The sequence below is a fragment of the Paenibacillus sp. FSL K6-1122 genome, assembly GCF_037977015.1.
In the GTDB taxonomy this organism is placed as follows: Bacteria; Bacillota; Bacilli; order Paenibacillales; family Paenibacillaceae; genus Paenibacillus; species Paenibacillus amylolyticus.
The window spans coordinates 4,995,705-5,014,109 of sequence record NZ_CP150272.1; the positions used below are offsets into that span (position 1 = coordinate 4,995,705).

An 18,405-nucleotide genomic window follows, 5' to 3' on the forward strand; every position below is an offset into this window, starting at 1 on the left:
CACAAGGGCGGTTTCGTCCAATTTCATATTCAGGTTTAAACGTTAATTAGGCGTGATTCCGTTGATTTTGCATACGGCGCTGAGTCAGGTAATCACTTTCATAATATGCCAGATCATCGCGCAATTCTTCGTACGTTTTGGAAACCTCAAGAATGACATCCCGTACTGCACGGATTGGCTTGTCACGGAAACGAATGGCATCTTGTCCTGTGTAAGCGTATCTTCCGTCTTCGGAATAACATTCATTTTTGGGATAGAAAAAGCTGTTTACGCATTGGTGATACGTATTATAAAGAGCCTTTTCGGCAAAATCGACATCAAAGTTGGCACGACGCAGCACAACGCCAAGTTTTTCGTAAGAAACTTCAGAAAAAACGAGCAAATGACGGAGATCTGAAAGAAATCCTTTGTAGAAGGCTGTTGATTCTTCCGTCTGATTCTGATCCAGTTCAGGCAAAGCATTCTCATTCAAAAAATTTTCAATCCGATCGATAGCCGGTTTTAACTTTTCCCTAGTTGACTCACATGTTTTCTGTACATTGGCTGCTGACATAAAGGTAGCTCCCCCTTAAATAAGTCCTTACATATAGGTCGGCCAACGGTGGTTTTCCCCTGACCTTTGAATTCTCAGCTATAATCCTACCATAAAAAGATGACGAGCGGTATCCCTTAATCATGCTTTCAGCTTCTGCCGTTAAACATGCCTATTATACGCAGTTAGACTCGAACCCGCCTGCATAAAAATATCCGCTTTTTCTAACGATAGATATGACCAGTGACAACGACGAAGCACTGTTAATGATTGTCCAAAATGAACGAAGGAGGTTCCATCCACCATGTCCAGACCGAAATGGATTAACTGGGCCCTTGCAGCTGGTGCAGGAGCACTCGCTCTGACACTCCTGCTTCCAACATCCAATCGTCCCGAACCTAAGCCAGGTGCCCTGTCTGACTCTGCTCATGAGGAGCACACGAGTAAACAGCGTCTGAAAGTGCAGGATGTCAAAGCAACCGATCTTCTGACCCGTATGGATGCCAAGCAACATCTCAGTATCATGCTGGAGAAAACCGCCACAATGAATGCTTCGCAGGTTAGCCGATATGTGAATGATCTCCAAAGTTCACATGAACATATCAGATCCATTCATCTCATGAATACCAATGGCTCTTTTAACAAGCCCTTTGATCACGCCTCCACACAAGGAAGCAAGTTGGAACAACAGAAGCTTCAACATTCGCTCAACCTTGCCAAAAAAGCGGTAAACAAACGTCAAAGTTTTGAATCCTCTTCTTTTCCTTTGGGAAAAGAAAAATATTTTGTTATGGGGCAACCCTCCAAAGATGGCAAAAGAGCTGTAATTGCCTTGTTCAGTCAGAACGTATTAAATGCTGTTGAACAACATCAGCGCAAAAATCTGCGCATGATCCCTTATCCGCGTGAGGGTAAATTCAAAATTGAGTCTGTTCACCCGGATACGCTTAACGAAATCACAGTAAAAACTGGACATGATAATGCAAATGCCAGTCATTTTTATGAAAATGAAATCGTCATCCGTTTTCGCCAAGATCCCGGTGAACGGGATATGCGTATCATTAAATCCGATCTGAGAGCGCAATCTGCGCGCAAGCTGGGATACACGTATGTTTTTCGGTCAGAACATATGAGTTACAAACAATTGCATAGTTATTTCGAAAGCAAATGGAATCCACTCTATATGGAGCCCCACTATATGTATTTAACCAATGATACTGTAACTGAACAAACAGATGTAACGATACCCAATGACATTTTGTTCTCCGATTATCAGTGGAACCTGCCTGCGATTGAGACAAACAGAGGTTGGAATATTACCAAGGGAAACAAAGATGTCATCGTAGCAGTAGTTGATACGGGGGTTGATATGAATCACCCTGACCTGAAGGGCAAGCTCCTTGAGGGTTATAATGTGGTCGAGCCGGGAAGCCAACCGATGGATGATGTGGGACATGGAACACACGTCGCAGGCATTATCGGCGCTATTGTCAACAATAATGAAGGCGTGGCAGGCATGAGCTGGTATAACAAGGTACTACCGGTTAAAGTACTCGACAACTCAGGTTCTGGTACCACGTATGCCGTTGCCGAAGGCATCATCTGGGCAGCCGATCATGGAGCCAAAGTTATCAACATGAGTCTCGGCAATTATGCTGATGCGCAATTTCTTCATGATGCCATTAAATACGCTTTTGACCGGGATATCGTCCTGATTGCAGCCACGGGGAACGATAATACCGAGCGTCCAGGATACCCTGCTGCTTATCCGGAAGTATTTGCCGTATCTGCTACGGACCCGGATATGAGCAAAGCTTCCTATTCCAACTACGGGGACTATGTGGATGTGATGGCTCCGGGGTCCAGTATCGCCAGTACCTATCCAAACAATCAGTATGCGGCCTTGTCTGGAACGTCCATGGCTAGCCCTCATGTAGCCGCACTTGCAGGTTTGATTCGTTCGTTGAACCCGGACTTGACCAACACGGAAGTGATGGATTTGATGCGCCAAAGTGTTATTGACCTCGGTGATCCGGGTCACGACAAGTATTTCGGCTATGGCCAAATCGATGTCTATAAGGCACTGCAAGCCGCATCAGGCAACAGCGCTCCTTTGCAGTTCTGGCCGCAACATGTCAGACAACAAATGGATAATACGATGAAAAAGTATACGCAGTAAGCGTAATGAGGAAAATCTGTAAAAAATACAAAAGCAGCTGCGCCCCGGGGCGTACGCTGCTCTTTTGGTTTATATCCAATTCCCCGGGGCACCCGCTGCGATTAGCGTTTGCGAGAAGATGTGCGGGTTTTGCTTGATTTTTTCACGGATTTTTTCTTCGGATTATGGCTGGATACATAGCAAGGGTCTTCTTCTTTAACAACAACAGGATACATGTGGTGATGAATCGGAACACAGTGATGTTTTTTGATCACTTCAATCGGGTGGATTACAGGCACGATTTGTGGGATGTAATAATCCTCAACAACCTGGATCGGGTCACAGACAATCGGGCAAAGCGGTGGACAGTAATGGTTCATTTCAAAACCAACTCCCTTTCTGGTGATACTATAACCTATTGCAACAGAGCGAAAGTGGATTGGATGTATGTCCATAGTCCGAAAAATTATATGAGCGGTAGCCTGTCCGCCACTGTCCCACCCTGCCCAGGTGTTACTCTGTCAATGACTTGGCACAGTACACGAAGTCCTTCACACAAAAGCTCAACGTTTGTTACCGTGAAGCAGATACGCAGACTTGGTGTATCCATCTCCCCTACATAACAGGCTGAACCGGGGAGGAAAGAGACCCCTGCAGCAAGTGACTGATGATGCAACTCACGCATATCCAAGTTACTTGGAAGTTGGAGCCACAGATTGAGTCCTCCCTCTGGCAAGCGCCATTGCACGCCCATAGTAGCATGCTCTTCCAGCACTTCAGATGCTGCGCACAAGCGAGAATACAATTCATCCCTCAATCGGGATACATAGGCACCGTACTGATTCTGAATGAAAGATTGCAGTGCCTTTTGTGTAAGCAGCGGACTCCCCAGATCCGCCGTAGATTTCGCGGCCACAAGCCGGGTCAATACACTTCCGTCTGCGATGGCGCAGGCTATACGGCAACCGGGAGACAACACCTTGCTGAAGCTTTTAATATATACGACATGACCTGTCCCATCCATCGATTTAATGGAAGCCGGGGGAGGGTCCCGAAAATAAAGATCTGCAAACGGATCATCCTCCAGAATGAGGCAGTGGTAGCTTTGCGCGAGATTAAGAAGTTGTGCTCGTCTTCTTGCACTCATCGTGATACCTGTTGGATTGTGATAGGTCGGGATCGTATAGATCAGCTTGGGCGGATAGGTATCACATAATCGGGTCAACAGATCAATACGCATGCCTTCGTCATCCATTGGGACCGTAATGATCTTCGCGCCTCTACTCGTAAATACATCAATGGCTCCGGTATAGCTTGGTGCCTCCATGTATACAACATCCCCAGGTCCGACAAAAGTTCGTGCCACAAGATCGATTCCCTGCTGAGCACCACTTGTAATTAACATGCGTTCAGGTGCAGCCTGTAGTCCACGCTCGGCAAAATGTTCGGCCAAGATCTGTCTAAGCTCACGATCCCCCTGAAAAGACCCGTAAGCTGCCATACGCTCTGTATGATCAGAGGAGAGTCGGTAGGCGCTGTCGATAATCTCTCGTGTAGGCAACAGTTCAGGCTGAATCGCTGACATATGAAGTTCATACCGCACTTGAGGTGACGTATCAAAATGTCTCCAGAGCTGGGCTCGCGGTAAATAATCCACCAGTGCCATCTGCCAATTCCATGACGTACTGGATTCACCGTTGGCATTGTTTCGCTGCGTTCGGTCCACATCCTCCATCTGATCCACGTTCAATGTACCTCTCACATAACAACCTTTCCCCTGGGAGCAGGTGATCAATTGAATCGCTTCAAGTTCAGCATACGCTTTGGATACAGTGACCAGGCTGACACCCAAATCAGCGGTCATTTTGCGAACAGAAGGAAGTCGGGTTCCGGGTTCAATGAGTCCTGATCTGATGCGATCGGCAATCGTTAGCGCAATCTGCACGTACAATTTGGTACTGCTTCCCCGCTTTAATTCAATATGCATATGTGCTCCCCCAACTGTTATGATCTTCATTTTACTGTTATAGTGTAGTCCGTCTATTATAGTTTATAATATCAGTATAACAGTGAATAACAGGAGATGAGAATAACATGAGTATCCCTTGGTCCAAAATGGCACAAAACACCCCGTCCTCTGTCGTTCGCGATATGCTCCAGGCCGCTCAGGCACCTGGAATGATCTCTCTAGCCGGTGGATTACCAGCCCAGACTTCATTCCCACTGGAAGCCATCCGCGTTGCATATGAAAAAGTATTTATGAGCGGAGCAGCCGCTCTTCAATATGCGGAGACTGAGGGTTACCGTCCTCTTCGCGCCAAAATCGCCGAACGTCTTGAATCCAAGGGCATTCCCGCTTCACCCGATCACATGCTTCTCACTACGGGTTCACAGCAATCCATTGACTTGGTTTGCCGCATCCTTCTCGACCCGGGTGACCGCGTACTGGTGGAATCACCAACCTACCTCGCTGCTCTGCAAGTCATTCATTCCTATCAGGCTGAATCTCACGGCGTAGCCTGTGATGATCACGGCATGTTGCCTGAATCTCTGGAGGAACAGCTCCAGTTGCATCGTCCAAAACTTGTTTATATTAATCCCACGTTCTCCAATCCTACGGGAAAAGTATGGTCGCGAGAAAGAAGACAGCAGGCTGTGGATCTGTGCCGCAAGTATGGTGTACTCATTCTGGAAGATGATCCCTATGGTGAAATTCGGTTTAATCCAGAGCAATTGGATGTCCCTGCTCTCGCAGAACTGGATGCAGTATCCTATGACGGCCCTTCCAACGTTATTTACACCAGTACATTCTCCAAAACGGTAGCACCTGGCCTTCGTACGGGCTGGATACTGGCTGCCCCCGATATTGTCAAAATGGCAGCACGAGCCAAACAAGGTGCCGACTTGCACTCCAGTAGCATTGACCAAAGAGCGCTTCATGCACTGCTTGAATCTTTCGATCTGGATGCGCATATCCGCCATATTTCAGAGGATTACGAACAACGCATGAAAACATTGACTACTCTTATGGCAGCCAAAGCTTGGGAAGGCATCTCGTGGAATTCACCTCAAGGTGGCATGTTCTTGTGGCTGCAACTGCCTGAAGGCATGCTTGCAAGCAATCTGTTCACTTATGGTATCCAGGAGAAAGTGTGCATTGTCCCTGGTGATTCCTTCTATGCAGGTACACCAGAGTTAAACCGCATGCGGATCAACTTTACTCATACGGACCCTGAGCTCCTTCCGGAAGCCGTGGAAAGAATGGATCGCGCCATCCAACGTTGGCATGCTTCCTTAACATCCGACAGTGTTGTTACACTGTAATGAACTGTCATAAACGTTTCACTATTCCATTAGCGTATGAAGGTTAATAAATTGATATGAGAAACAAAAATAAGGCGGCAGGCCCGAGAATCTCGGAACTGCCGCCTTATTTTTATAGAACCTGTTATCAACAGGAGTTAAGTTTTTTTAGATGTTCATGGGTCCTTCTGATCAGTCAGGCCATCGGATGATTCATACGAGTTGTCCTCGACTGATAGGTGGACTACATTGTGTTGCAATAGTGTTGTTGTTGCAGTTAGGAAAGCTTACCGTAAGCCGGGTTCTGTGCTCTTCGTGGTTCATACGGGAACTACCCTCCCACCAGAAGCGACAATCATCTATCTAGGCCATACATTGCTGCACAGCTCAAGCGACCAACCTAGACACACCTCGGGCTAAGGTTGCCTCCTCCGAAGAGGCGGCTGTGTCCCATTAGGTCTTGCTCCAGATGGGGTTTACCAGGAACGAAGTCACCAGCGTTCCTCGGGGTCTCTTACACCTCGGTTCCATCCTTGCCTGTGCCGGAAAATCCGGCCATCGGCGGTCCATTTCTGTGGCACTATCCTTCAACTCGCGCTGACTGGACGTTATCCAGCATCCTGCCCTGTGGAGCCCGGACTTTCCTCTCGTGGCAACGAAGGCCACCAGCGATTGTCTGTCAAGCTTTCCGAACAACATTACATAGTATACAGGCATTTAGGTTCCCAGACAAGCTTAATATTACTGGGAGCTGCACAGCAACGGTCTTTTTAGATAAACTGGAATACTTCCGTATTTACCTCAGAAGCCGTAACTTGCGTATCATATCGTTTTTCTTCCAAACGGGAACGAAGCCAATCCGCTGTTTTTGGTTTCATAATCTTCTCGGAATTATGTCCCGGGTCGATGATACACATACCTGCCATTAACGCATCATGAGCCGTGTGATAATCAATATCTCCGGTCACAATAACATCCGCACCTTTGAAGCGGGCAGTCAGCGCGTAACGGCTGCCAGAGCCGCCAAGAACCGCTGCTTTTTTGATCTGCTTGTTCAGATCTCCTACTACCCGCACATGAGGCACATTGAATTGGGTCTTCACGACCTCCACTAGCTCACCTAATGTCTTAGGATCCCTAAGGGGTCCCAAGCGTCCCAGACCGAGCGTACGGCCCTTTAAATCCATTGCATAGAGGTCATAGGCCACTTCCTCATACGGATGAGCCTTAAGCATCGCCTGAACGACCTTACTTCTCAGACTTTGGGGTACGATGGTCTCAATACGCATTTCTTCCACACGTTCCATCTGCCCTTGGGTACCGATAAACGGTTGAGTCCCTTCACCAGGTACAAATGTTCCTGTACCTTCCGTGTTAAAGCTGCACTTGTTGTATTGACCGATACTCCCCGCTCCGGCTTCCAGAATGGCCTGAAGAACCTGTTCATGATGGGTACGAGGCACAAAGACAGCCAGCTTGTACAGATGATCTGTGTGTACATCTTCCAGCGATTCTTTACTCTCGATGCCAAGTGCCTCGGCCATCCAGTCATTCATACCACCCTCGGCCACATCCAGGTTTGTATGACTGATATAGACAGCAATATCATGCTTAATCAGCTTTTCATACAATTTACCCATAGGTGTATCTGTACTCAGTGACTTAACCGGACGGAAAATGATGGCGTGATGAGCGATAATCAGGTTGGCTCCAATGCGAATCGCTTCGTCCACCACTTCATCCGTCACATCCAAAGCTACTAACACGTGACGGATTTCTTTTTGCAAACTGCCGAGCTGGAGACCAATGCGGTCATCCGGTACAGCCAGATGTTTTGGAGCGAGTTGCTCCATCAGTTGAATTACAGTTTGACCTTTGGCAAACATGCCAAAACCTCCTTCAAGTTTGCGATAAGACGCTCTACCTCAGCCGCCTTGTCCCGGGAAGAATCCTGATCGGATTTGGAGATGGAGTTAACAACCCCTTGCAGTTTGACGATCTCACTTTCCCATTTGGCAAAAAATACATCCGTTGGTCGATCAACCAAATAAGGCCCCATCCGTAGCAGCAAATCTTCCGTCAATTCTGCCCCGCCTTGAAGCGGACGTGCACGATACACCTCTACATTGGCAATCGGGCTTACAGATTGTGGCATCGCCGTTATAATCTCATAAATCTTGCCATCTTCTTCGAGCAACTGTTCTGCTACAACCACCCAGTGATGCTCCAGTAACCAGCGTCTGAGGATATCCTCACCCACATTTGGTTGCAAAATAAGTAACTGGACTCCTTCCAGTTTGGATAAACCTCTGTCCAAAATAGAAGCAATCAAGGCACCGCCCATACCTGCAATGGTGATGACATCCACTTCACCCGCAGAGATCACATCAAGACCGTCTCCACGACGCACCGTGATTTTTTCTTTCAGGCCAGCATCACTGACTTGTTTGCATGCAGCATCATAAGGGCCAGGATTGACTTCCCCGGCTACTGCACTTGCAGCTTTCCCACTGCGGATTGCGGCTACTGGCAGCAACGCGTGGTCTGAACCGATATCAGCCATGCGGCTGCCATCGGGAATTTGATCATGTATTCGCTGTAATCGATTCGAAAGTTTCATGAAGCACCTACACCATTCATTTAATTTATTGATTTGCATTGAACAAGGAAAAGCGATAAAATAAAATCCAATAAAACATTTCAAGGATGAATTTCCAAAACCAAGAAATCAAGACGTTTAAATTAAAAATAAAGGAGACCCCGCCGCCGCTAAAGCGTCTTGCGGAAAGTCTCCCATAGTTCGATTATTCGAGGAAATCCTTGAGTCGTTTACTACGACTCGGGTGACGCAACTTACGAAGAGCCTTAGCTTCGATCTGACGAATACGCTCACGCGTAACACCAAATACCTTGCCGACTTCCTCCAGCGTTCTCGTCCGTCCATCGTCCAGACCAAAACGTAGACGAAGCACGTTCTCTTCACGTTCAGTCAATGTATCCAATACATCTTCGAGCTGTTCTTTCAGCAACTCATACGCAGCAGCATCCGCCGGAGCAAGTGCTTCCTGATCCTCAATGAAGTCACCCAGATGGGAATCATCTTCCTCACCAATCGGTGTTTCCAGAGAAACCGGTTCCTGTGCAATCTTCGTAATTTCACGAACTTTCTCTACACTCAGATCCATCTCAGCAGCGATTTCTTCTGGTGTCGGTTCACGCCCAAGTTCCTGCAACAGCTGACGGGATACCCGGATCAGCTTATTAATCGTCTCCACCATGTGCACAGGGATACGAATTGTACGCGCCTGGTCAGCAATAGCACGAGTGATCGCTTGGCGAATCCACCATGTTGCATACGTACTGAACTTGTATCCTTTTTTGTGGTCGAACTTCTCAACCGCTTTGATCAGACCCATATTACCTTCCTGAATCAAATCAAGGAACAACATTCCACGTCCAACGTAACGCTTGGCGATACTGACAACGAGTCGTAAGTTAGCTTCAGCCAGACGACGCTTGGCTTCTTCATCCCCGTTCTCAATCCGTTTAGCCAGTTGTACTTCATCATCTGCCGACAACAGTGGCACACGACCAATTTCCTTGAGGTACATACGGACAGGGTCATTGATTTTGATACCTGGCGGCAAGCTCAGATCATCATCAAAGTGGAATTCGTCCTCTCCCTCTCTGGTGTTGTTCTCGGAATCTTCACTAGGACGAAGTGTAACCTCTTCATTATTTTCATTCACTACATCGATACCCAGATCGCTCAGTTGCTCATAGAACTCATCCATTTGCTCTGCATCCTGCTCAAAAGGAGAGAGTTTCTCTATAATTTCCTTGTAATTCAGCGAAGCTCTTTTCTTACCTGATTCAATCAATTGATCTTTAACCTGATCCAGTGTCAATTCTGTTTCTAGTTCAGTATGCTGATCATTCGCCATAATTCGACTCCCTCCTCCCTAGAAACATCTAATCATCAGACGTTCACTGTCTCTCTAGGGCAATCATTTCAATTGCAATCTGTGCCGCGCGTACAGAATCACCTGCCCGCTCTGCAGCAATCATTTCTTCTTTTTTCAAATCGTACTCTTTCTTACGCGGATGCTTCAGCACTTCCCTGATGCAATCATCGAGCATTTGAATACTCCATTCACCTGGACCATCCATCATCGAGATTGAACTAACCGTCTTTTCCAGGCGATCGTCATGCAGTGAAGACATAAAACGGCTTGTATCCGACGGTTTGCCTTGCGCATAGTAGGCATATAGATAAGCAGCAATAGCTGCATGATCATCCAAGTTAAAAGCTTCACCAAGATGCTCATTCACGTACTGGGCAGCCTCATCATCCTGCAACATCCAGGCAATCAGTTTGCGTTCGGCAGCGTGATAAGCCGGCAACAGATTGGGTGTAGGCACCTGCCTATTTTGTTGCCTACCATTATTCCACCTTTTCGGGTTATTATCCCCAAACTGGAGGTTATTTTTCATCGCCTCCCGTTCTTCATTACACTCCTGCTTCAATGTTTCGAACGATACGTCCACTTCTGCAGCCAGTTCACGAAGATACACTTCCCTTTCTGTTGGAGAAGGTAAGGGTGCAATCAACTTTACTGCTTCTTTCGAATAGGCGATTTGTCCGCCACCCTCTAGCAGTATATGGCTTTTTTTTAAGTTTATAAGTTTAAATTTTGTAGTTGTCACGGCACCGTCCACAATCTGGTTTCGGAACCGTTCACCACCATGCTTCCGGATAAAATCATCCGGGTCAAGTCCCTCGGGAATGAGAGCCACTTTGACCTGCAATCCAGCTTCCTCAAGAATAGGGAAGTTTTTGAGTGCAGCAGCCTGTCCTGCTCTGTCGCCGTCATAACATATGATGACTTCGTCGCACATCCCTTTGAGCATCAGTGCCTGATTCTCGGTTAACGCAGTGCCCATTGCCGCTACACCATTCTGGATATCCTGGTCCCATGCGGAGATGACATCACCATATCCCTCGAACAAAATGGCTTGTCTTTGTTTGCGAATTGCATTCTTGGCATGATGCAGATTATAGAGAACACGGCTTTTGTTAAATAACCGGGTTTCCGGTGAATTTAGATACTTCGGTTGCCCATCTCCCAATATGCGTCCTGCAAATGCAATCGGCTTGCCGCTCCTGCCATTAATCGGGAACATAATCCGGTCTCGGAATCGATCAACATATCCCTGACCTTCATTTCGGGGTGACAGAAGTCCACCCTTTTCCATCTCTTCGAGTGGATAGTTACGTTTCTCAAGAAATTGTACCAGTGTGTCCCAACGATTTGGTGCGAAACCAATCTGGAACTGGTCAATCAACTTGTCGCCAAAACCTCTTGAGCGTAAATACTCCATGGCTGACTTGCCGTGCTCTGTATTTTTCAACAAAAAATGATACAGCTTCGCGGTAAGCTCATAAGCCTCCAACAGACGTTCTGTCTCCGGATTCACATGAGCAGATTCACGCCCTTGCCAGTCCCCCATAGAGATGTGACTTTCTTCCGCCATCGTTTTGACAGCCTCGGGAAAGGATAACCCTTCGATTTCCATCCTGAATTTGATGGCATTTCCGCCCGTGCCGCAACCGTAGCAGTAGAAAATTTGTTTCTCAGGTGTAACGGTGAACGAAGGCGTCTTCTCGGAATGAAAAGGACAGAGGCCTTTCATATACTTCCCCTGTTTGGTCAGATGCACAAATCGGCTCACCGTATCGACAATATCATTCTGCTGTAACACCGATTCAATAATACTTTCGGGTATACCGCCTTGTCCGGTACTCATCTCTGGCCACCTTCATCTCTTCAACACGTAAATATAATTCGATAAACTTACACATTCTCCTGCAAATCTTTTAAAAGTTTTGTCAGTTTATGTTGAAACATTTCTCGATCCTGCTCTGTGAAAGGCTTTGGGCCTTTCCCGTAATGGCCTCTTTTTCGTGCTTTGGCCGCAGTATGACGAGAATCCAACATGAAATCAATGTCACGATCGTTGAACTCACGACCACGAAAGGACAAAACATAACAACGTTTGCCAAGCGCAAGTGCCGCAAGTCCATAGTCCTGAGTGATAACCACATCATATGGCTTAATATGATTAGCAATATACAGGTCTGCGCTCTGATCACTGCGATCCACTTGCACGGTTCGTACCCCTTCTCCTCCTTGAAGCAAATGATCAAATGAAGAGACTAACAATACGGGGATGTTGAAAAGGCGAGCTGTTTGCGCAATCTCGGTTTTGACCGGGCAAGCATCACCATCCACAACAATGTGGCGTATATTTAACTCACTCAAACCCAGACCACCCGGTTTCATAAAATAGCTGCATATTGTTATATACGACCCCGGCCAGGCAAAATCCTTCTGCCGGAACGAGGGAAATCAAAGGCTAAAATACGGAGCGGTTGTCAAAAATACAATTCACAACCCGTTCCGTATATTTATACCCTCATATATCCTTCTTTAATACTGAATTTTAGCTTTGCGCCAAGTCTGTGGAAAAGGACTCATGAAATTCGCCCAATTACCAAACCAACTTGGAAAAATCAGCAAATCCTTTCAAGTCACGATCAATAGCCGCGAGTAAGGCAAGTCGGTTCGCCCGAACAGCTTCATCTTCAGCCATAACCATGACCGAATCGAAGAATGAGGTAATACCATCCTTCCAGGCAGATGCAATAGCCAGTGCTTCAGCAGCATGATGCTGAGTCAACGCCTGACGATATTCTGCATTCGTTTTGCTCCATGCCTCATGTAACTGACGTTCTCCATCTTCTGTGAACAGTTCTGGATGTACGGAAGCATTGGATGCTTTGGCCGCCAGATTACCCACACGGTTGAACGATTCAACCGTTGTTTTGAATGCGTCTCCTGTCATAACAGCCGCCATCAACGCTTCACCTTTTGGTACAACAGCGCTGATATCATCGAATCCGGAAGAAATTACGGCATCCACTACGTCGTAGCGAACTGTTTCGGACAACAATTTTTTCACACGAAGACCAAAGAAGTCTTGCAGATCTTTACGAACCTCTTCATCTGCACGTTTCAACAGGTTCATCTGGGCATGCACTTGAAGTGCTACTCCGAACACGTCTGACAATGTCAGCGGAAGCTTGTGATCCAGCAAAATCTGTACAATACCTGCAGCCTGACGGCGCAGCGCATACGGATCTTGAGAACCCGTTGGAATAATGTTGATGGAGAAACAACCCACGATTGTATCCATTTTGTCCGCAGCACTCACAATGGCACCAACAAGAGAAGCAGGGGATTGATCTCCAGCGAAACGTGGCTGATAGTGTTCAAATACCGCTTTGGCCACTTCTTCTTTTTCGCCAGCTTTACGAGCGTAATCCTCACCCATCACACCTTGCAGTTCCGGGAATTCTCCCACCATCAGTGTCACCAGATCGAATTTGCAGATATCTGCTGAGCGGCTAACGGATTCAGCAACATCACCGGATACTTGCAGTTTGGTAGCAAGTCCATCGGCAATCTTGCGAATACGACGCACTTTATCTCCAACCGTTCCCAATTCTTCCTGGAAGACGATACTTTCCAGCTTCGACAATGCATCCTTAATCTGTAGCTTCTGATCTTCCTCATAGAAGAACTTGGCATCAGACAGACGTGCACGCAGAACTTTTTCATTCCCTTTGGCAATAACGTCCAGTGAATCACTTCCACCGTTACGTACCGTCACGAAGAATGGCAACAATTGTCCTTCATTGTCCAGTACAGGGAAATAACGCTGATGCTCACGCATGGAAGTAATCAATACTTCTTGTGGAATATTCAAGAATGAGGAGTCAAATGTCCCGAACAATACGGTAGGTGTTTCCACCAGGAACAGAACTTCCTCCAGCAAGTCTTCCTTAATCGCGATATCCCATTTTTTCTCCGCAGCCAGTGCCTGAATCTGGGATACAATCATCTGTTCACGTTCCTGGATATCAGCAATGACATGTTCGGAACGCAACACTTCCACGTATGAAGACGGAGTGGAGATCACAGCCTCCTTACCGAGGAAACGATGTCCGCGAGTTACATTACCCGACTTAATACCTGTCACTTCCAGATCGATAACCTCACTGCCGAGCATAGCCACAATCCAGCGGATTGGACGTACAAATTTGAAATCATAGGAAGCCCAACGCATGAATTTTGGGAACGTCATGGCATGTAATACAGAAAGTAATCCTTCGCCAACTACAGAAGCCGTCTCCACACCTTTGCTGCTCTTCGTTGCATAGATATATTCGACACCGTTCAGTTCCTTGAACGTGAACTGGTCCGGTTCAACACCTTGACTGCGGGCGAATCCGAGTGCAGCCTTGCTCCAATTGCCACTGTCGTCCAGGGCAATTTTGCGTGAAGGACCTTTCACTTCTTCCTCGATATCTTCCTGCTTTTCAGCCACATTGTGAATCAAAACAGCCAGACGGCGCGGTGTAGCATATGCATTCACTTCACCATAAGCAATGCGGGATGCGTCAAGCCATTTCACGACACGCTCTTGCAGCTGTGCGATTGCTGTGCGCATAAAGCGTGCAGGTACTTCTTCCAACCCGATTTCGAACAATAGATCCTTAGACATGCTCGGCTCCCCCTTTCTTGATCAGCGGGAAGCCTAGCTTCTCACGCTCTTCCATATATGTTGCAGCGACTTGGCGAGCCAGATTACGAACACGTGTGATGTAACCCGTACGTTCCGTTACACTGATGGCTCCACGTGCATCCAACAGGTTGAACGTGTGGGAACATTTCAGCACATAGTCATATGCCGGGAATACCAGATGCTGCGCCATGGCCTTGTTTGCTTCTTCTTCATGCATGTTGAAGAGTGTAAACAGCATTTTGACATCAGATACTTCAAACGTATATTTAGAGTGTTCGAATTCTGGCTGACGGAATACATCACCATAAGTGATACCTTCCACCCATTCCAGATCAAACACATTCTCTTTATCTTGAATGTAAGAAGCCAAACGCTCCATACCATACGTAATTTCAACAGCTACCGGATTTGTCTCGATCCCACCGACCTGTTGGAAATACGTAAATTGTGTAATTTCCATTCCGTCCAACCATACTTCCCAACCAAGACCTGCACAACCAAGGGAAGGATTCTCCCAGTTATCTTCAACAAACCGAATATCATGTTTGAGCGGATCAATGCCAAGACGTTTCAGACTTTCCAGGTAAATTTCCTGAATATTGTCCGGAGAAGGCTTGATGATGACCTGGAACTGATGATGCTGGTACAGCCGGTTAGGGTTCTCACCATAACGTCCGTCCGAAGGACGACGGGAAGGCTCCACATAGGCCACTTTCCAAGGTTCGGGTCCAAGCGAGCGTAAAAAGGTCATCGGGTTCATCGTACCTGCCCCTTTTTCCGTATCGTATGGCTGGACAATAATACAGTTATGCTCGGCCCAGAATTGTTGCAGCGTTAGAATCATCTGCTGAAAATTCATAATCATGCTCCTTTTCAATGGTTTGTTAGCAAGCTTAGGACGGTGAAGACAACAATAAATAGCCCCCGTCCTACGCCTGTTGTACAGACGTAGGGACGAGAGCTATTCCCGCGGTTCCACCCTACTTGGCTTAGATCAAACAAGATGATCCTGTTCGTTCCAGCCCACTTTTCCGTGTCCATTCATGCTCCCGAGTGCCGTTTCAAAAACCGATTCAGCCAGGCTCCCACCATCCCCGACTCGCTCATTCATGATTCCCAAGTGTTATACAACGACTTGTCTCCATAAATGTAATAAATCCAGTCTTTTACTTTCTCGTTCAATGCATGTCTCATAAAGAGAAATTATATTTCATAATATATAAAATCTAGTATGAAGTCAAGATATAGTTTCACTTCCACCAAAACGCCTCAAATCCCGTACTTCTCCATCTGATCGAGGAAAGAACGGGATTTAAGATTCAGACCAAGCTGATGATCCATAAAGGCACGCATCAACTTTTTGATCTCATCACGGGTAGATTCACTCACAGATATATTCCCCAAGCGCTGCAGATCCAACTGTGCGAACAAACGCAACAACTTCAGAGCCTTTGGACTAACTGACATCGCTGGAGGATCGAAATGTTTGCATGCTCGACACAAGACGCCACCAAGTCTGGGACTTATAAACAACTGCTCATCTGGTCGCTCCTGGTTGCAGGAGATGCACTCATCGAACTGTGGACCATATCCGGATGCCTGTAATATTTTCATTTCGTACAGACTTATAATAACAACCGGATCTTTCTCTTCCTTCAACGCCTGCAAACACGCCTTTAACTGTTTGAACCAAAATGTACCTGTTTCCTCATCCTGAAGCACCCGATCCAATAGTTCACACGCATAAGAGGCATAAGAGGCCTTGACCAGATCTTCACGCAACTCATGATAGGATTCAACGATTTCTCCAGCATTCAGTGTACCTAGACCCGTATTGCGAAAATAAACATATTGACCAAACGTAAACGGCTGCACCAGTGCAGCATGTCGGCTCTTGGGCTTTTTGGCACCGCGGACGAGTACCCCTACTTTCCCGCCGCTTTCGGTGCAAAGTGTAATGATTTTGTTCCCTTCGCCGTAGTCCATGCTGCGGATGACAATGCCTTCCACCCTGTATAGCATGCCTCGTCACCTAACCATTCCCGAATCAGCCAGTTATCCTTCGGCTTCTTCATCTTCAATCACTTCCCTTGCATTATCCGACTCCTGTCCTAACGAGTTACACGCCTCGGTATATAACAAATAGGACTCCACGTCCCCCGTCATCGCAAAAACCTTCCACGAAAAATCTCGCATCGGAATTTCATCCTCTCTTCGGAAATGACGTCTGCATCTACCAAATAGGATGGAGTCTTGCAAGGTAAACTATGTGTTGCAATTACTGGATACAACTCGGATGATCAGTCGCGCCCGAAGCCAAGATCACGCAGAACTCGATCCTGATTTCTCCAGTCCTTTTTCACTTTGACCCACAGATCCATGAAAATTTTGGAGCCAAGCAAGTTTTGAATGTCATGTCGAGCTCGTTTACCCACTTCTTTCAGAAGGGCACCTTGCTTGCCGATAATGATCCCTTTTTGCGAATCCCGTTCCACAAATATGACAGCTGAGATATAAACGACACCGTTATCTTGCACTTTCATATCTTCGATCGTTACAGCAATGGAGTGAGGCACTTCTTCACGAGTCATTTGCAGAATTTTCTCACGAATCAACTCGGCACATACAAACTGCTCCGGATGGTCAGTAACCTGGTCGTCAGGATAGTACTGTGGACCTTCAGGCAGATACTTGCCGAGCTGTTCCAGTAATGTGCTGACATTATTGCCATGCTTGGCAGACACAGGCACAATTTCAGCGAAATCGTGTAATTTGCGATACTCTTCAATAAGTGGTAACAGCGCTTCCGGCTCAATTTTGTCAATTTTGTTCATAACGAGAATGACAGGCGTACGGATATTTTTCAGCTGTTCCGCAATATAGCGGTCACCACCGCCCATTCCTTCGGAAGCATCAATCAAGAATAAGGCTGCTTCTACTTCACTCAGTGTGTTCAAAGCGGTCTGGTTCATATAATCGCCTAATTTGGACTGACGTTTATGAATCCCTGGTGTATCCAGAAAAACGATCTGTTGATTGTCCGATGTATATACACCGTGAATTTTATTACGGGTTGTTTGCGGCTTGTCCGACATAATTGCAATTTTCTGTCCGATGACTTGGTTCATCAAAGTGGATTTACCAACGTTTGGACGTCCGATAATGGCTACAAAACCGGATTTGAATTTTTGTTTTTTCATATGTTCCTCCTCAGGCGCCTAGGCCTGGAATGTATTGGTTTATTTTTTGGCAGAATTCAGATCAGAAGGCCCAAAAGCCCAAGGTAACAGTTCAGCAACGGTGGTCTCTTGCAGATCACCTTTCAAATTCCCCAAGATGACTTTCATATCGGGTTCACACAGTTCGTACATGACCTGACGACATACGCCACATGGAGCAATCGGACCATCCGTGTCTCCCACAATGGCAATCGCTGTGAAGCTGCGAGGCTTCTGCCCACCTGCAATGGCACTAAACATCGCTGTACGCTCAGCACAGTTACCTGGTGTATACGCAGCATTCTCAATATTACAACCATGATGCACATGACCTTCACTGTCAAGCAAAGCCGCGCCAACACCAAAATGGGAGTAAGGCGTATACGCCTTCGTACGTGCCTTAATTGCTTCTTGCATTAACAAACCGTTATCCATTAATAATCTCTCCCTTAGGGTGCAATATAAAGTTAGTACCTACGAATTAAGTTCAACCAAAGCCAATTTTACACTAGCCACTCCGAGTCCAGAATAACCCTTCGATCGCT

Annotated in this window: 16 protein-coding genes and 1 other RNA gene; 2 read left to right on the top strand and 15 right to left on the bottom strand. The window is 46.7% G+C overall.

Translation table 11 applies throughout. The features are described 5' to 3' along the window. Nucleotides 1-46: 46 nt before the first annotated feature. Nucleotides 47-553, bottom strand: a complete 507-nt coding sequence (locus NSQ20_RS22505; protein WP_017687263.1) for a YpuI family protein — start codon at nucleotides 551-553, stop codon at nucleotides 47-49. A 283-nt stretch (nucleotides 554-836) separates the two neighbouring features. Here NSQ20_RS22505 and NSQ20_RS22510 point away from each other — a divergent pair, with 283 nt between their 5' ends. Continuing rightward, nucleotides 837-2,711: a S8 family peptidase gene (locus NSQ20_RS22510; RefSeq protein ID WP_076318863.1), complete on the top strand. Its 1,875-nt coding sequence runs from the start codon at nucleotides 837-839 to the stop codon at nucleotides 2,709-2,711. A 101-nt stretch (nucleotides 2,712-2,812) separates the two neighbouring features. On the opposite strand, the gene NSQ20_RS22515 is transcribed toward NSQ20_RS22510, so the two are convergent. Further along, on the bottom strand, nucleotides 2,813-3,070 hold the full coding sequence (locus tag NSQ20_RS22515) for a hypothetical protein (RefSeq protein WP_076318862.1): 258 nt from the start codon (nucleotides 3,068-3,070) through the stop codon (nucleotides 2,813-2,815). A gap of 86 nt (nucleotides 3,071-3,156) precedes the next feature. Beyond that, complete coding sequence (locus NSQ20_RS22520) at nucleotides 3,157-4,677, bottom strand: PLP-dependent aminotransferase family protein (protein WP_076318861.1); 1,521 nt, start codon at nucleotides 4,675-4,677, stop codon at nucleotides 3,157-3,159. Between the two features lie 107 nt (nucleotides 4,678-4,784). Between NSQ20_RS22520 and NSQ20_RS22525 the strand changes: the two genes are divergently transcribed. Then, entirely contained in the window at nucleotides 4,785-6,014 is a 1,230-nt protein-coding gene (locus NSQ20_RS22525) for a PLP-dependent aminotransferase family protein (RefSeq protein WP_036615022.1), read from the top strand. A gap of 257 nt (nucleotides 6,015-6,271) precedes the next feature. On the opposite strand, the gene rnpB is transcribed toward NSQ20_RS22525, so the two are convergent. From rnpB to NSQ20_RS22585, 12 genes are all read right to left on the bottom strand, one after another. Then, an RNA gene (rnpB, locus tag NSQ20_RS22530) (RNase P RNA component class A) lies at nucleotides 6,272-6,681 on the bottom strand. Between the two features lie 82 nt (nucleotides 6,682-6,763). Then, nucleotides 6,764-7,879, bottom strand: coding sequence for a Nif3-like dinuclear metal center hexameric protein (locus tag NSQ20_RS22535; protein ID WP_036615024.1), 1,116 nt, complete (start codon nucleotides 7,877-7,879; stop codon nucleotides 6,764-6,766). Further along, nucleotides 7,855-8,613 carry a class I SAM-dependent methyltransferase gene (locus tag NSQ20_RS22540; protein ID WP_036615026.1) on the bottom strand — a complete coding sequence of 253 codons (759 nt, stop codon included), beginning with the start codon at nucleotides 8,611-8,613 and terminating at the stop codon, nucleotides 7,855-7,857. The genes NSQ20_RS22535 and NSQ20_RS22540 overlap by 25 nt, the downstream gene beginning before the upstream one ends. 184 nt (nucleotides 8,614-8,797) lie before the next feature. Beyond that, complete coding sequence (rpoD, locus tag NSQ20_RS22545; protein ID WP_017687256.1) at nucleotides 8,798-9,937, bottom strand: RNA polymerase sigma factor RpoD; 1,140 nt, start codon at nucleotides 9,935-9,937, stop codon at nucleotides 8,798-8,800. A 43-nt stretch (nucleotides 9,938-9,980) separates the two neighbouring features. Then, on the bottom strand, nucleotides 9,981-11,801 hold the full coding sequence (gene dnaG, locus NSQ20_RS22550; RefSeq protein ID WP_036615029.1) for a DNA primase: 1,821 nt from the start codon (nucleotides 11,799-11,801) through the stop codon (nucleotides 9,981-9,983). Nucleotides 11,802-11,848: 47 nt separating this feature from the next. Then, nucleotides 11,849-12,337: a YaiI/YqxD family protein gene (locus tag NSQ20_RS22555; protein ID WP_047843776.1), complete on the bottom strand. Its 489-nt coding sequence runs from the start codon at nucleotides 12,335-12,337 to the stop codon at nucleotides 11,849-11,851. A 208-nt stretch (nucleotides 12,338-12,545) separates the two neighbouring features. Further along, nucleotides 12,546-14,621 carry a glycine--tRNA ligase subunit beta gene (glyS, locus tag NSQ20_RS22560; RefSeq protein WP_036615031.1) on the bottom strand — a complete coding sequence of 692 codons (2,076 nt, stop codon included), beginning with the start codon at nucleotides 14,619-14,621 and terminating at the stop codon, nucleotides 12,546-12,548. Beyond that, the gene (glyQ, locus tag NSQ20_RS22565) at nucleotides 14,614-15,501 is read right to left on the bottom strand and encodes a glycine--tRNA ligase subunit alpha (RefSeq protein ID WP_017687252.1); all 888 of its coding nucleotides are present in this window, start codon (nucleotides 15,499-15,501) and stop codon (nucleotides 14,614-14,616) included. The genes glyS and glyQ overlap by 8 nt, the downstream gene beginning before the upstream one ends. Nucleotides 15,502-15,911: 410 nt before the next feature. Next, nucleotides 15,912-16,664, bottom strand: a complete 753-nt coding sequence (gene recO, locus NSQ20_RS22570) for a DNA repair protein RecO (protein WP_036615032.1) — start codon at nucleotides 16,662-16,664, stop codon at nucleotides 15,912-15,914. 33 nt (nucleotides 16,665-16,697) lie between these two features. Further along, complete coding sequence (locus tag NSQ20_RS22575; RefSeq protein ID WP_074095877.1) at nucleotides 16,698-16,838, bottom strand: YqzL family protein; 141 nt, start codon at nucleotides 16,836-16,838, stop codon at nucleotides 16,698-16,700. Between the two features lie 104 nt (nucleotides 16,839-16,942). After that, nucleotides 16,943-17,842: a GTPase Era gene (era, locus tag NSQ20_RS22580; RefSeq protein WP_017687248.1), complete on the bottom strand. Its 900-nt coding sequence runs from the start codon at nucleotides 17,840-17,842 to the stop codon at nucleotides 16,943-16,945. A gap of 39 nt (nucleotides 17,843-17,881) precedes the next feature. Beyond that, the gene (locus NSQ20_RS22585) at nucleotides 17,882-18,295 is read right to left on the bottom strand and encodes a cytidine deaminase (RefSeq protein WP_036615035.1); all 414 of its coding nucleotides are present in this window, start codon (nucleotides 18,293-18,295) and stop codon (nucleotides 17,882-17,884) included. Between the last annotated feature and the right edge of the window lie 110 nt (nucleotides 18,296-18,405).